Consider the following 15115-nt stretch of genomic DNA (forward strand, 5'->3'; position numbering starts at 1 on the left):
CCTTAACGGACCACTGTTCATGATCAATACGCTTCCTCTGCTGAATTACATTAAAAGTAACCACGACATTCAGGCGATTAACCAATGGCGCTCAGATGTTGAAAATCAGCTACAGGAATGCTTTGAAAATGGACAGTCGATTCGTGATGTGATTTTGGCGCGATCGAATCTAATCGATGAAGCTTTAAAGTTCTTATGGACACATGCTGAACTCGACCAAACCGATCTCGGTTTGTTTGCTGTAGGTGGCTATGGTCGCCGTGAAATGCTGCCATACTCCGACGTCGATATCATGATTTTGTCTGAGGATGAAATCAGCCCAGAACAAGAAAAACTCATCTCCAGCTTTATTTCAACACTTTGGGATGTTGGTAATTTCAAACCGGGCATCAGTGTACGTACTATTAACGATTGTGTTGCTCAAGCCACCAATGATTTAACCGTGGCAACAGCGCTGATCGAAGCACGTTTGATTGTGGGCAATGAACACCTAGCCAAATGGCCACGCCGTATCGTGTCACAGACATGGACGGATAAAACCTTCTATGATGCAAAAATGCAAGAGCAAGCAAAACGCTATGCTCAACATAACAATACCGAAAGCAACTTAGAACCCGATATTAAAAATGCGCCCGGTGGTATCCGTGATATCAACCAAATCGGATGGATTGCAAAGCGTCATTTCCGTGTCAATCGCATCTATGACCTTGTACATCTAGGTTTTATTTCAGAGTTTGAACTTGGCGTTCTTGAAGAAACAGAAAGCTTTCTTTGGGAAATCCGTCATCATTTACATCGCTTAACCAAGCGCGACGAAAACCGATTATTGTTTGATTATCAACGTGACATTGCCGCTAAATTTGGCTATCAACGTGAAGAAGGTAAATCACCAAATTATCCAATCGAACAGTTCATGAAACGTTACTACCGTAGCGCTCAGCAAGTGACGACGTTAAATGAAATGCTCTTGGCTTATTTCAATGAATCGGTCATCACACCGCGCTTGCCTGACTATGAACGTAAAATTGAAGAGATCAATACCAATTTCAAATTAGTCGATGGCAAATTGGCGGTGCAGCATCATAAAATTTTTTCTGAAAATCCAAGTGCTATTTTAGAAATTTTCTACCTCTTGGCGAATCGTCCAGAAATTGAAGGGATTCGTGCCCGAACTTTACGTCTATTGTCTCTTGCGGCAAAACGTATTGATCAAAACTTCCGTGACAATCCTGCACATCAAGCCTTATTTATGGCAATCATTCGCTCACCCTACCGTTTATATGACACCATGGTGGCGATGAAACGGTATGGTGTGCTCGGCAACTATATTCCTGCCTTTGGGCAAATCATGGGACTCATGCAATACGACTTGTTCCATATTTATACTGTCGATGCCCATACCCTATTATTACTGCGTAATTTAAACCGTTTTAAAGAACCTGAATTTGCCAAGGACTTCCCTGTCGTTAGCTCTGTATTCCAACGACTGGCGCGCCGTGACATCGTATATTTAGCGGCAATTTTCCATGATATCGCCAAAGGTCGTGGTGGTGACCATAGTGAACTTGGTGCTGCGGATGCAATTGATTTCTGCCGTACCCATGGGTTTACTGAACGTGAATGTAACCTTGTCGCATGGTTGATTCAAAACCATCTATTGATGTCCGTTACTTCTCAGAAAAAAGACATTTCCGATCCAGATGTGGTGAAAGAATTTGCTGAGAAAATGGGTGATATGGAACATCTCGACTATCTCTACACCTTAACAGTTGCTGATATCAACGCAACCAATCCGACACTTTGGAATACATGGCGTGCATCACTCATGCGTCAACTGTATACACAAGCGCGTGATGTGATTCGTTCAGGTTTGGGTCGTCCTGTAGACTATCCAATGCTGATCGAAGACACTAAATTTGCGGCCAGCGAACTGTTAGTCAATGATTTTGCGCTCTACGATGTAGAAACTGTTTGGCAAGAACTCGGTGATGAATATTTCCTAAAAGAATCTGCCGATGAAATCGCATGGCATACACGCGCCATTTTAAAACATGGCAATAATGCAGAACCATTGGTGATGATGCGAGCACATCGTAAATTTGCACAAGATGCGGTACAGATCTTTATTTACACTCAAGATCAGCCTAACTTGTTTGCAACCACAGTGGCAATTATGGACAGAATGAATCTAGACGTTCAAGATGCTCGGATTATCACAGCATCCACTGCATTTAGTTTGGACACCTATGTTGTACTTGACCGTTTTGGCACCTTATTAACAGATCCTGAACGTGAACAAACTGTTATTGAAGCGCTCAAAAAAGCCTTGAGCCAATCTGACAAGTACCCAGGCCTGATGCAACGTCGCATTCCACGTCAACTGCGTCATTTTGATATTGAAAATACCGTGAGTATTTCTTTTAATGAAGCGCTTCAACAAAATATGGTTGAAATTGCGACACTTGACCATCCGGGCTTACTTGCTAAAGTCGGTGGTTTATTTATGATGCAAGGCCTAGATATTCACTCTGCGAAAATTGCGACGCTCGGTGAACGTGCTGAAGATATTTTCTATGTCACTAAAAAAGATGGCTCACCTATGAGCGATTCAGAAGCAGAAACGTTTGCTGCACAATTAAAGTCAGCACTTGATGAAGCTTCGAATCAGGTTTGTAGTCATCATTAACTTAAATTGATCGGTATCCATTCCATGAACTCCAGTTTGTCATTATTGCACCCTTATCCATTTGAAAAGCTAAATAAGCTATTTCAGGATGTGAAACCCGCAGAGTTGCCTTTGATTCCCCTATCGATTGGTGAGCCAAAGCATCCTGCACCGGAGTTTGTGAAACAGGCTATTATTGATAATTTTCAACACTTATCAACTTACCCAAATAGCAAGGGTTTACCTGAGCTTCGCACAAGTATTGCAAATTGGTTAACCCGTCGCTTTAAACTCAATAGCATCAGTGCAGACACCAACGTCCTGCCTGTATCAGGTACACGTGAAGCGATCTTCTCGTTTGTACAAGCTTTGGTTAAACGTGAAGATGCCCCTTATGTGGTGATGCCAAATCCGTTTTACCAAATCTATGAAGGCGCAACTTTACTTGCGGGTGCAGAGCCTTACTTCATCAACTGTACAGAAGAAAATAACTACCTTGGCGACTTTGACGCTGTACCAGCTGAAGTTTGGGAAAAAACCGCTTTACTGTTTGTCTGCACACCGGGTAATCCTACAGGTGCCGTACTCTCTAAAGAACAGTTTAAAAAACTGATAGCACTATCTGACCAATATAATTTTGTGATTGCATCTGATGAATGCTACTCAGAACTTTGGTTTGATGAAGCACCTATTGGTCTGCTTGAAGTCTGTGCTGAAATGGGTCGTGATGACTATAAAAACTGCGTGGTATTCCACTCATTGTCTAAGCGCTCTAACTTACCGGGTATGCGCTCTGGCTTTGTTGCAGGTGATGCAGCGCTTTTAAAACCTTATTTACAATACCGTACTTATCATGGCGCTGCGATGCCTGTTCAACACCAGTTGGCTTCAATTGCAGCTTGGGATGACGAAGCACACGTCGAAGAAAACCGCGTCCAGTACCGTGCAAAATTTGAATTATTCCAACGCGAACTGGGTCACCTACTACCATTACAAAAACCTGATGCAGGGTTCTACTACTGGTTAAAAGTGGATAATGATGAAAGCTTTGCCAAAATGCTCATGGAAAAAGCACACGTTAAAGTGCTTCCAGGCCGTTATTTATCGCGTGATACAGCACAAGGTAATCCGGGCGAAAATCATGTGCGTTTAGCCCTTGTTGCCGATATTGCCCAATGTGAAGAAGTGATTCGTCGCTTAAAAGCAGTACTTTAATTGATTTAAAGCGTTTTGCTTAAAACAAAAAATGCCCCAGATTTGGGGCATTTTTATTTGAGTCATTTCTTAACCATCATTCAGAGAAAATCATTTAAGGGTATTCACTTAGAAACAATTATTAAGAAATCATTGAAAAATATTAGAAATCAAATGTAGCACTCAATTTAAATGTTCGAGGTTCGCTTAGTGACAAATATGTATAGTCGTTCACCGATGCTGAAGCCCAATAGTCTTTATCTAAAACATTAGTCACACTAAAATTCAAACTGGTGGGTACATTCTTGATTTGCGTTTTATAGTTTGCACCCAAATCTACACGTGTCCAATCTTTAAGTTTCAATGTGTTGGCATTGTTTGCATAAGTTGAACCCGTATATACAACGCGCCCATTTACACTAACATCTTGTTCAATCGGTAGTTTCCAATCCGCTTCGACATTGGCTTGGAACTCCGGCACACCGATCACACGATGTCCATCAAATAAACCTTGGTATGTGTCTTTTTGCTCGGTATCAATCCAAGTTACGCCGCCCAATATTTTGATTGAATCTGTTAATTGACCATAGGCATTAAATTCAAGCCCTTGGTGAATATTCGTCGCTTGACTGATTTGTGCTGTCCCTGAGCTATTCACTGAGGCTTTTTGGCGATCTGTATAGAAATAATTCAATGTTCCGCCAATCAAGCCATTTTCATATTTCACGCCCAGTTCTTTTTGTTTCGAGACAAATGGATCGGCAATAAAGTTATTACCTTCACTATCCAAAATCGCTTCGCCTTGAACCAAAGCTTCGATGTAATTGGCATACATAGACCATTCAGGCGTTAATTTATAACTCACGCCCAATGCCGGAGTAAGCTGATTTTTATTAATATTGTATTTATAGGTTCCGTAAGAATATACGTCTTGATCAACTTCCTGATAACGCGCACCAAGCATGAGGGTCAAACGATCATCTAACATCGAAATATTGTCGCCCAAGGCAAAACTTTTCAAGGTACTGACACCCGCTTTCGGATAAGTCCCTTCTACCCCCAACCATTTATCAATGTTTGAATCTTCGGTGTAAATCGGATCATAAAAATTATCATTCAAACTGGTGGCATAACCATAGCTATAGCGTTTATCTGCACGATATAAAGAACCAGAAGCGACCACTTGATGTTTTAAAGCACCTGTTTCAAATTGAGTTTTCACACCCAGTTCTACTGAGTGATTACGATCTTTACGTGGAATCATCGATGCAGAAAGTTTTGCCGTTCCTGCTGCAGTATCACTTAATTGTTGACTTGAGTAAACACCGGCTTCTTCTGATTTGCGAAAACCATATGCTGCATAGGCTGTCGTTGCATCGGTTAAGTCATATTCAGCGCGTACACTTCCGAATAAATCTTCTTCGTTTGAATAAGTCCATGCTTGACCATGATAATTAGCATACTGAGCAGCACTCGGAAGCTGTGTAACCGCATTGGTTAAACGTAAACTTGGTCGATTTTCTGAAAGGCGGTTATTGTTATATCCCAAATCACCAGATAGGCGGAGACGCTCTCCTTTGTAGTCCGCAGCAATCAAAGCCAATCCAAGTGTTTTCTTTTCTTGATCAATCTCGGTTCCGCCATCATGGTAAGCGGTATTGACCCGCACCCCAAATTGATCATCTGTCCCAAAGCGACGTGATACATCCGACGCCACATAGGCACCATTGAAGTTTGTACCCACCGTCACACGTGTTAATGGATCATTACTGGCACGTTTCGGAAGTAAGTTAATTGAACCACCAATTCCTGTTCCACCTGGGATTGCACCATTTAAAAATGCCGAAGCGCCTTTAAAGACTTCTACCCGCTCAAACAGTTCTGTTGGAATATATTGGCGTGGCAATATGCCATACAGGCCGTTATATGCAGTATCATCAGATGCCAATGTAAAACCACGAATAAAATAAGCTTCTTGAAAGTTCCCATAACCTTTGGCCGTACGCACACCCGCATCTGCTTGTAGCACATCCCCGACGCTTTTCGCTTGGCGGTCTTGAATATATTGCTGGGTATAACTGGTGATATTAAATGGTGTTTCTAAATTTTTCTGATTACCAAAAATACCCACTTTACCACCTGTGGCGACTTGCCCCCCTGCATAAGGCTTCATTAAACCATTTGCAGAAGCATCCGCACTGACGACCACATTAATGGCTTCTAGCGTTTGAACTTCAGTAGTATCGATATTGGCAGCGGGATGTTCCTTTTCAGCGATTTCATTCGCATAAACATATGTGAACCCTTGTGTAGCACACGCCATCATCACACAGAGCTGCTTCATTTTTAACATTGGGAGAATGATCCTAGAAAATACGCCCACATAATAAATGATAATTATTAGCATTTATTCTTTCATTTCATCTTTTACGATGCTTTTTATTTATTACTTTTTATTTTTTAATTGTAATTTTTTATTAAGCCCAACTTAATGAATTACACCCACCTGCTTGCCGAAGAGCGATTTCATTCATCAAATACACAAGGATTAAGTCATTTAATTTCCACTCATGAAACCAATTTTCAAGCTTCATCTATCAGATGAAAACCCAAACAATGACAAATCATTCTCGGAGCTTAAGACAATGATTAACATATGCCTTCTGCTATAGGCTTATTGAGGTGGATGAATAGCAAATTCATGTTCAACGGTATAACTGAGATTTTTATCGACCATCGGAATGGGTTCAAGTCGCGCAACCAATAGGGATTTTTGTACTTTTTGATCAAAGCTTTTAGAGCCCGAACTTGCAATGAGTTTTGAGCTAACAATATAGCCTGTTGCAGCAATCACGGTGAGCTGTAGTTTGACGGGATGCTTATATGTTTTCATTTCAGACGCAGATAGCACATATTGTGGTGCATTCACCCAAGAGACTTCATACATTTTCGGTTTGACATGTGGATCAATTACATCGGCAACACGCGTAGGTTGGTATTCTTCTACAGGTGTTTTTAATAATTGCAATAATGCATTGACCTGAGCATCTGTCGTGCGGTCTAGATTGATAGCATCAACAGAAGTTTCTGCAGATTCAGAAGCATTCAAATTGCTATCTGCCCAAGCTGTACCCACACATACGGGTAAAAAAACCGTTAAAACACAAATTCGACGTTTAACCATCTGCTTAAACAATGTGATGACCTTCAAATAAAGAGCCGTCAGTATAAAACATCCAAAAAAAATAAAGACGCTTTCGCGCCTTTATATCAACCTTAGTTTAGCCAATGATTCACATCATTTTGACTGAGCCAAAGCTTTTTCAATATCTTCATTCAAGGTTTCAGGCTTGGTCGTGGGTGCATAGCGGTTCAAGACCTGACCATTTTTCCCAATTAAAAACTTCGTAAAATTCCACTTAATGCCATTTCCCAATACACCTTTCGAGTTATTGGTTAAGTAACGGAAAATCACATGCGCTTCAGGGCCTTTTACATTCACTTTGGCAAACATCGGGAAAGATACGCCATAGTTTTTTTGACAAAACGCGCCAATTTGATCATTCGAACCCGGATCTTGTCCGCCAAATTGGTTGCATGGAAAGCCTAAAACTTCCAAACCTTGATCTTTATATTGTTCGTAAATTTTCTCCAAACCTGCAAATTGCGGAGTAAACCCACATTTGCTGGCTGTATTTACAATTAATAAAACCTTGCCTTCATAATCTGCAAAGGATTTATTACTTCCGTCCAGTAATTCTGCTTCAAACTGGTGAATGGTGGTCATGGATAAGTTTCCTCATCATTTTTTTCTTTTGTTTCTAATTCTAAGGATGCCGAATTAATACAATAACGTAATCCAGTCGGCTGTGGGCCATCAGCAAAAACATGCCCTAAGTGAGCGTCACAATGATGACAAACAATTTCTGTTCTGACCATACCGTGTGTCGTATCTACATTTTCTTCCACCGCAGCAGGTTCAATTGGCTTATAAAAGCTCGGCCAACCACAACCGCTATCGTATTTTGTTTCAGAAGAAAAAAGCGGTTCCCCGCAACAACGACATACATACGTGCCAGCTTGTTTCGTATTCCAATATTTTCCAGTGAAAGCTTGCTCCGTGCCTTTCTGACGCGTTATGCGAAACTCTTCTGGTGACAATTCTCTTTGCCATTCTCTTTCTGTTTTATTGAGTTTTCCCATGATGACGTCCCTTTATATCGTGGTATTTAAAATAGGATAATCCTATATTTACGTCATTCATTCTTAAATTTCTAGTCTTTATTCAACAATTTACAAAATCTATATAATGACCAAAAAAGCAAAAGGTAAGCAAATATAAAATCATGGTGAGCAAAATGCTAAATTAAATGCTTTTTTGTGAGCAACTTTAGTGATAATCTTAGCCCTACTCTTGCTCAGGATAAAAAAATGTCGCAGAAAAAGAGCGTAATTTTTAAAAATCTGCTGCCCGTGATCAAACAATATCAACAGGCAGGGTTTACGCATGAAAAAATAGTTGCTTTACTCAGAGATGAACATCATCTCGATTTAGTAACGACCGAGACATTTAAAAGCTATTTATACCGTTATGCAAAAGTGACCTCCACTCTTTCCGAGAATATAAAAATGCCGAATACGTTTAACACCCCACGCGAAATTAAGAAATCGTCTAAGCTCGAGCATGTTTGCTACGACATTCGCGGACCAGTGTTACGAGCGGCCAATGAGATGGAAGAGGCAGGCCATAAAATTATTAAATTAAATATTGGTAACCCTGCTCCTTTTGGTTTTGAAGCGCCTCAAGAAATTATTAACGACGTGGCACTCAACCTGCCAAATGCAATTGGTTATACCGACTCAAAAGGCATCTTCCCTGCGCGTAAAGCCATTTGTCAGTATTATCAACAAAAAGGCATCTTAAACATGCACGTCAATGACGTGTATGTCGGAAATGGCGTATCTGAACTGATCGTGATGGCAATGCAAGGCTTGCTCGACGATGGCGACGAAATGCTAGTGCCTATGCCAGATTATCCGCTTTGGACAGCAGCAGTTAACCTTTCTGGCGGTACAGCTATTCACTATAAATGTGATGAAGAAAATTTCTGGTATCCAGATATTTCCGACATGGAAAGTAAAATCACCCCGAATACCCGCGGTATCGTGGTGATTAACCCGAACAACCCAACAGGTGCGGTTTACCCACGTCATGTGCTTGAGCAAATTGTAGCTCTTGCGAAGAAATACGACTTAATTTTATTTGCTGATGAAATTTACGACAAGATCGTTTATGACGGTATTGAACATGTTTCTGTTGCTTCATTGGCAGGTGATCAGCTGTGTATTTCTTTCAATGGCTTATCTAAAGCATATCGAATTGCCGGTTACCGTTCAGGCTGGATGGCAATTACAGGCGATAAATCACGTGCGCTAGACTACATTGAAGGTTTAGATATGTTGGCGTCGATGCGTCTGTGTGCCAACCACCAAGCGCAATATGCGATTCAAACAGCTTTAGGCGGTTATCAATCAATTAATGATCTCATCCGTCCGGGCGGTCGTTTATATGAACAACGTAACATTGCTTGGGAAATGTTGAATGATATTCCGGGTGTGTCTTGTGTGAAACCAGAGGGTGCTATGTACTGCTTCCCTAAACTGGACCCTGAAATTTACCCAATTCAAGACGATGAGAAATTCATGTTGGATTTCCTTCGTGCTGAAAAAGTACTTTTGGTTCAAGGTACGGGCTTTAACTGGCCAACACCTGATCATTTCCGTGTGGTGTTCTTACCTGCTGAAAATGAACTACGTGAAGCACTCACTCGTTTAGGTCGTTTCTTGGCGAAAATGCGTTAATTCATAATTGATTTAAAAATAAAAAAACCGTACGTGCTGTACGGTTTTTTTATTACTGTATCCTTAAATTTAATTTCTTACTGTACTCACACCACAGCTATCTTTTTGAATCGTTAAGTTTTTAATAATTTATTTTGAGCTTAGACCTTAGTCAAAACTTTAAGATCTGTTGATTTTTCTACAGCATATTCATGTTATTTTTTAACCAATCATAAAAATACATGAGTACAGGATGTTCTCAAACAAAATTAAACTGAGCCTATTTCTCTGTCTAAGCATGTGCCTAGGCATCGGGATCTTACGTTTTTCCTATACCGCACTACTCCCTTCAACCCGTGAAGCATTTGGTTGGAGCCCAAGTTTTGCCAGCATCTTAGGCAGTGCCAATTTGCTCGGCTACTTAATCGGTGCATTTTGGGCCATGAAATTACCCCAAAATAAAAGTATGGTGAGCTACATCCAACTTGCAGCTATTGCAGGGACACTCAGTTTACTCAGTTGTGCATTTTCAGGTTTTTCAGAACTTTGGTACAGCTCTTGGCGCGTGATTTCAGGGATCAGTGGCGGCTTACTGATGATCCTCTCCCCAAGTGTCGTGGCCCAATGTTCACAGCTTCAAGACCGCTTTAAAATCAACTTTATTGGCTTTAGTGGTATTGGCTTAGGGGTGTTAATGGCAACGCTGTTTTTGCCTTACATCCAACAAATTTCGACAATGTGGGCTTGGTTGATTTTGTTTTCTTTTTCAGCCCTGATTTGTATTTTACTCAGCGTGCTTTTAAAGGATTTTAAATCACAGCTCACAACACTCACCGCGACTCCAACAGTAGAACATAAAGTCGATGGAATTTTCTATTGTCTCTTAATTGTGTATAGCACCAGTGCTTTTGCTTACGTGCCCCATTCCTTATTTTGGATTGACTATTTGACTCATACACTACACCTGAGCCCGATCGGGATAAATTTCAATTGGATTTTATATGGTCTGGGAAGTGCTTTAGGGGCCTTTGCCGCTTACTGCTTAGCACAAAAACTGGGAAATATTAGCGCTCTTAAAATTTTATATAGCAACTATGTCTTGGCGATTTTTATAGCGATTATTAATATCCATCCACTTTTTACTTTTTTGTCTTCTTTTGCGACAGGCTTGCTCAATCCGGCAGTGGTTTTTCTCACCTCTTATACCATTTTGCAAATCTATGGTAGCGCCTATAAAAAGCTCTGGAGTATTGCAACCCTGTGCTTTGCATCAATTCAATTGATCGGTGGTTTAAGCTTTAGTTTTTTACAGCGAATTGGTATTGATTATTCACAGCAATTTATTTTGGCCGCATGCGTACTCGGCATTGGAACAATGCAACTCTTTTGGTTCACTCGCACAGCAAAATTGAGCAAAAATACCGTCTAGGCAAATCATATGACATTCAACTGCATCATCAATCACACATACAAAAGTCATGCATACAAAAATCATGCATACAAAGAAAAGACCTATATAAATAGGTCTTTTCATTTTGATAAATCGTGAATGGGCTAAGCTTTTTTCAGCTTTTTCTTTAATTTTTTCAGAGCAGAATTATGCTTTGAAATTTTGTTCAACCTCGCTTTAATTTCCTTTTTAAGTGATTTGGTTTTCTTAGACAAATTCATCTCCTTCTCGTCTACGTATAAATCTTAAATTTAGTTCAATGAGTAAATTGTTTGACCAAATGAACTTTGACTCACAAAGTCTTTAGCCTATTAATGATGTTGTTGACGCTGATTTCGTTGATGTGGCTGTTGTTTCTGTTTCTTTTGGTCTTGTTGCTGTTGCTGTTGCTGTTGCTGTTGCTGTTGCTGTTGCTGATCATTTTGCTGCTGTTGTTGATCAGATTGTTGGTTTTGTTGATGCTGTTTACGAGACATTTCATTTCTCCTTTTCATCACAAGTGTCGCAATGTACTACTAGATGTACTTCTACTAAAGGACAACAACCAATGTACCGCTAATTTTCAAGGATCCAAGCCGATAAATGTTTCGAATTACGTCATTGTAAAATTTCTGGAGAATAATTAATTTGAAATCAATCCCCCTCTATTTTCTGCATTACTTAAGTTCACTCGAATAGTGCGGTTTTAAACTTTTAGTAACATGACAAGCATGCCAGACCATCTGATTGATTGCATGAAGTCATCTTTTGATTGCTGTTTTTTGAATGGTATTGAGAAGCTATGATTCTGTGTTTTTAATGTTTAGTCCTAAAAAAGGACTGAATGATTCAATCCTTTTTACCTAGCCTTTTATGCATCTAGCTTTTTTACACCTAGATTAGCAAATAAAGTTAGTCCATATGCTCAATGATGGCTTGTCCAAACTCCGAACAACGCAAGAGTTTTGCACCTTGCATGAGTCGTTCAAAATCATAGGTCACTGTTTTGGCTTCAATCGCCCCTGCAATACCTTTAATAATTAGATCTGCCGCTTCTGTCCAGCCCATATTTCGCAGCATCATTTCTGCAGACAGAATAATAGACCCAGGGTTTACTTTATCTTGACCCGCATATTTAGGCGCTGTGCCATGTGTCGCTTCATATACTTGCACAGCGCCACCAATATTGGCACCCGGTGCAATACCAATACCGCCAACTTCGGCCGCCAAAGCATCCGAAATATAGTCACCGTTTAAATTCAGGGTAGCAATAACTGAATAATCGGTCGGACGCATGAGAATCTGCTGTAAAAAAGCGTCTGCAATCGCATCTTTAATCACGATCTCTTTGCCAGTTTTCGGATTTTTTATTTTGACCCAAGGACCACCATCTAGCAATTCACCACCAAAGCGCTCAAGTGCGACTTCATAGCCCCACTCTTTAAACGCTCCTTCGGTATATTTCATGATATTACCTTTATGCACCAAGGTGACATTCGGCTTATCATTATCAATGGCGAATTGAATAGCTTTACGTACCAAACGCTGAGAACCTTCTTTAGATACAGGCTTAATCCCGATACCGCAATTTTCCTCAAAGCGAATCTTAGTGACGCCCATTTCCTCTTTAAGAAATTTGATCATTTTCTTGGCTTCAGGCGAATCTGCTTTCCATTCGATCCCTGCGTAAATATCTTCTGAGTTCTCTCGGAAGATCACCATGTCTGTACGTTCAGGATGCTGAACAGGTGAAGGAACGCCCTTAAACCAACGTACTGGGCGCACACAGACGTAGAGATCTAATTCTTGACGTAGTGCAACATTTAGCGAACGAATGCCACCACCGACAGGCGTCGTTAACGGCCCTTTAATTGAAACCACAAATTCGCGTAAAGCCTCAAAGGTTTCTTCGGGCATATAGGTGCCATAAATTTTATTGGCTTTTTCACCACAATAGACTTCCATCCATTCTATGGCACGTTTTCCACCATAAGCTTTTTGTACTGCGGCATTCACCACGGTTTTCATCACGGGCGTGATATCAACACCTATACCATCGCCTTCAATAAACGGAATAATTGGATTATTGGGAACATTGAATGATAAGTCTGAATTTACTGTAATTTTTGTCCCATCCACTGGAACGACGATCTTCTGATAACCCATTTTTATGATCCTCCCTGAGAAGCGAGTGAAAAAATAATTGCTGTTTGATAAGACTTTTAATTGCGCTTCACGCATAATACTCTAAAGCAAATCTACCTTTTTTGAGATTTAGATGGGAAATAGCTGCATTTCCCTGTTGAATAAATCTTAACCAATTTGAATTATTGTATTTAATAGAAGTTATTTCCTATGAAAATCGTCATCTTAAACAAGCCATATGACGTGCTCTCCCAATTCCGTAAAGACGAAGCGCATATGACCATATCTGACTTCGTGGACGATCCTAGTCTACGTATTGCAGGTCGTTTAGATATGGACTCTGAAGGTTTGGTATTTTTAACTGATCATGGTGGTTTAAATCAGTACATTACCAACCCTGAAAATAAAAAGTTCAAAACCTACTTAGTGCAAGTCGATGGTGACATCACAGAAGAAGCACTTGAGCAATTACGTAAAGGCGTTGAGCTGAAAGATGGTATGACTTTGCCAGCCAAAGCCCTCAAAGTACAACAACCAGAATGGTTATGGGAACGTGATCCTCCTGTACGTTTCCGTGCAAACATTCCAACCTCTTGGGTTGAAATCCAAATTTGTGAAGGCCGTAACCGCCAAGTTCGTCGTATGACTTCAGCAGTGGGTTTCCCAACTTTACGTTTAATTCGTACACGTATTGGTGCAATTGATTTAGTTCAATTGGCTTTAGAGCCAGGTGAAACCAAAGAAATTGAACCTTTACTTTACCCTGACTTTCAAAATGTACCTGCTGAAGAACCTTACCGTTCACGCTCTTATGTGAAAAAACCAGGCGGTACAGGTGGTAAGCCAATGGTTCGTAAGAATAAAGATGGCTCAGTGAAAAAGTCTGGTACAAAACGTATCTGGCAAATGGATGAGAGCGAAAAACCTAAACGCCGTACCAATGGTACAACTCGTCCGAATACCAAAGCTCCACGTGGCCGCGGTCGTAATGGGCGTTGATATTATTTCTTAAAAATCAGTTTGAAAAAAAGCTTACGCCAGTGAGCTTTTTTTTCAATAAATATGTATCTTTGAAGCATAATTTATACAACTTTACTTGCTACTAACGAATCTCTCAGTGATGGCTTTAATACTTGAACCTCACCTGTTTCATGTCTTAATATTCTATATGAATAAATATTTTCAGTTTCTAATCCGTAAATATTCTGAAATCTCATCTTAAATTTAAAATCCAAATCATTGATTTTTGCTGATAAAAAATCATTAGTATAAGTGTCATTCAAACAATCTAGCCTTAATTTAAATTCAATAGACTCATCAACTAGGGTGTGTTGACATTTACAGCCGATAAATTGAGCTAAAGAGGCAACCATATAAATATACAAGCTAAAGCAACAGCGCTTTGATAGTTACGTTTTAGCTTATCGTATCTTGTGGCAATTCCTCTAAATTGTTTTAATCTACAAAATGCATTTTCAACTAAATGTCTGATTTTATACATATACCAGTCCATATCATCATTGCTAGATTTGGCATTTGATCTTCGAGGAATGTTTGCTTTCGTATTACTTTCTCTAATTTTCTTTCTGAAACTTTCTGAATCATAGCCTTTATCTGCACATAGCATTTCTGACTCTGTTAAATCTAATTTTGATACAAGATCAGGTGCAACCTTAATATCATGTGAAGTTCCATCTGAAATAATAAATTCAATAGGATTACCATTTGAATCGATTGCTAAATGTATTTTTGAACTATTACCACCAATACTTTTGGAAATACTTTGATTCTTAATACCAGCTGAATGTTGATGCGCTCGTACATGGCTCCCATCGATAAAA

At 39.9% G+C, this 15115-nt stretch carries 13 protein-coding genes; 5 read left to right on the forward strand and 8 right to left on the reverse strand.

Annotated features, from left to right (window positions below):
* The first annotated feature begins 19 nt into the window (after positions 1 to 19).
* Both glnD and dapC read left to right on the forward strand, forming a co-directional pair.
* Positions 20 to 2686: a [protein-PII] uridylyltransferase gene (glnD, locus tag FTU37_RS05795; protein WP_180123965.1), complete on the forward strand. Its 2667-nt coding sequence runs from the start codon at positions 20 to 22 to the stop codon at positions 2684 to 2686.
* 24 nt (positions 2687 to 2710) lie between these two features.
* Positions 2711 to 3880 carry a succinyldiaminopimelate transaminase gene (gene dapC / locus FTU37_RS05800; protein WP_180123966.1) on the forward strand — a complete coding sequence of 390 codons (1170 nt, stop codon included), beginning with the start codon at positions 2711 to 2713 and terminating at the stop codon, positions 3878 to 3880.
* 142 nt (positions 3881 to 4022) lie between these two features.
* Here the strand turns inward: dapC and FTU37_RS05805 are convergent, their stop codons facing one another.
* The 4 genes from FTU37_RS05805 to msrB all read right to left on the reverse strand — a co-directional run bounded on the left by FTU37_RS05805 (position 4023) and on the right by msrB (position 8062).
* Positions 4023 to 6212: a TonB-dependent siderophore receptor gene (locus FTU37_RS05805; protein WP_180123967.1), complete on the reverse strand. Its 2190-nt coding sequence runs from the start codon at positions 6210 to 6212 to the stop codon at positions 4023 to 4025.
* A gap of 321 nt (positions 6213 to 6533) precedes the next feature.
* Complete coding sequence (locus FTU37_RS05810) at positions 6534 to 7055, reverse strand: TonB C-terminal domain-containing protein (RefSeq protein ID WP_180123968.1); 522 nt, start codon at positions 7053 to 7055, stop codon at positions 6534 to 6536.
* Between the two features lie 102 nt (positions 7056 to 7157).
* Positions 7158 to 7646 carry a glutathione peroxidase gene (locus FTU37_RS05815; protein ID WP_078189057.1) on the reverse strand — a complete coding sequence of 163 codons (489 nt, stop codon included), beginning with the start codon at positions 7644 to 7646 and terminating at the stop codon, positions 7158 to 7160.
* The gene (gene msrB, locus FTU37_RS05820) at positions 7643 to 8062 is read right to left on the reverse strand and encodes a peptide-methionine (R)-S-oxide reductase MsrB (protein ID WP_078189058.1); all 420 of its coding nucleotides are present in this window, start codon (positions 8060 to 8062) and stop codon (positions 7643 to 7645) included. Before msrB ends, FTU37_RS05815 begins: the two co-directional genes overlap by 4 nt.
* A gap of 228 nt (positions 8063 to 8290) precedes the next feature.
* Here msrB and FTU37_RS05825 point away from each other — a divergent pair, with 228 nt between their 5' ends.
* The gene (locus FTU37_RS05825) at positions 8291 to 9721 is read left to right on the forward strand and encodes a pyridoxal phosphate-dependent aminotransferase (RefSeq protein ID WP_180123969.1); all 1431 of its coding nucleotides are present in this window, start codon (positions 8291 to 8293) and stop codon (positions 9719 to 9721) included.
* A 232-nt stretch (positions 9722 to 9953) separates the two neighbouring features.
* Positions 9954 to 11129: a YbfB/YjiJ family MFS transporter gene (locus tag FTU37_RS05830; protein WP_180123970.1), complete on the forward strand. Its 1176-nt coding sequence runs from the start codon at positions 9954 to 9956 to the stop codon at positions 11127 to 11129.
* A 332-nt stretch (positions 11130 to 11461) separates the two neighbouring features.
* Here FTU37_RS05830 and FTU37_RS05835 read toward each other — a convergent pair whose 3' ends face one another.
* Positions 11462 to 11626, reverse strand: coding sequence for a hypothetical protein (locus tag FTU37_RS05835; RefSeq protein WP_180116576.1), 165 nt, complete (start codon positions 11624 to 11626; stop codon positions 11462 to 11464).
* A 415-nt stretch (positions 11627 to 12041) separates the two neighbouring features.
* Positions 12042 to 13295 carry an NADP-dependent isocitrate dehydrogenase gene (gene icd / locus FTU37_RS05840; protein ID WP_180004095.1) on the reverse strand — a complete coding sequence of 418 codons (1254 nt, stop codon included), beginning with the start codon at positions 13293 to 13295 and terminating at the stop codon, positions 12042 to 12044.
* A gap of 189 nt (positions 13296 to 13484) precedes the next feature.
* On the opposite strand from icd, the gene FTU37_RS05845 reads away from it, so the two are divergent.
* Positions 13485 to 14273 (forward strand): rRNA large subunit pseudouridine synthase E, encoded by a 789-nt coding sequence (locus FTU37_RS05845; protein WP_180123971.1) that lies wholly within the window; start codon positions 13485 to 13487, stop codon positions 14271 to 14273.
* 83 nt (positions 14274 to 14356) lie between these two features.
* Here FTU37_RS05845 and FTU37_RS05850 read toward each other — a convergent pair whose 3' ends face one another.
* Together FTU37_RS05850 and FTU37_RS05855 are read right to left on the reverse strand one after the other, a co-directional pair.
* Positions 14357 to 14647, reverse strand: a complete 291-nt coding sequence (locus FTU37_RS05850; protein ID WP_180123972.1) for a hypothetical protein — start codon at positions 14645 to 14647, stop codon at positions 14357 to 14359.
* Positions 14632 to 15115, reverse strand: a 484-nt coding sequence (locus tag FTU37_RS05855; RefSeq protein ID WP_180123973.1) for an IS5 family transposase, incomplete at its 5' end; no start/stop codon positions are given. The genes FTU37_RS05850 and FTU37_RS05855, both read right to left, overlap by 16 nt.

Origin of the sequence: Acinetobacter sp. YH12097 (genome assembly GCF_013419225.1) — a bacterium.
GTDB classification, from domain to species: Bacteria; Pseudomonadota; Gammaproteobacteria; order Pseudomonadales; family Moraxellaceae; genus Acinetobacter; species Acinetobacter amyesii.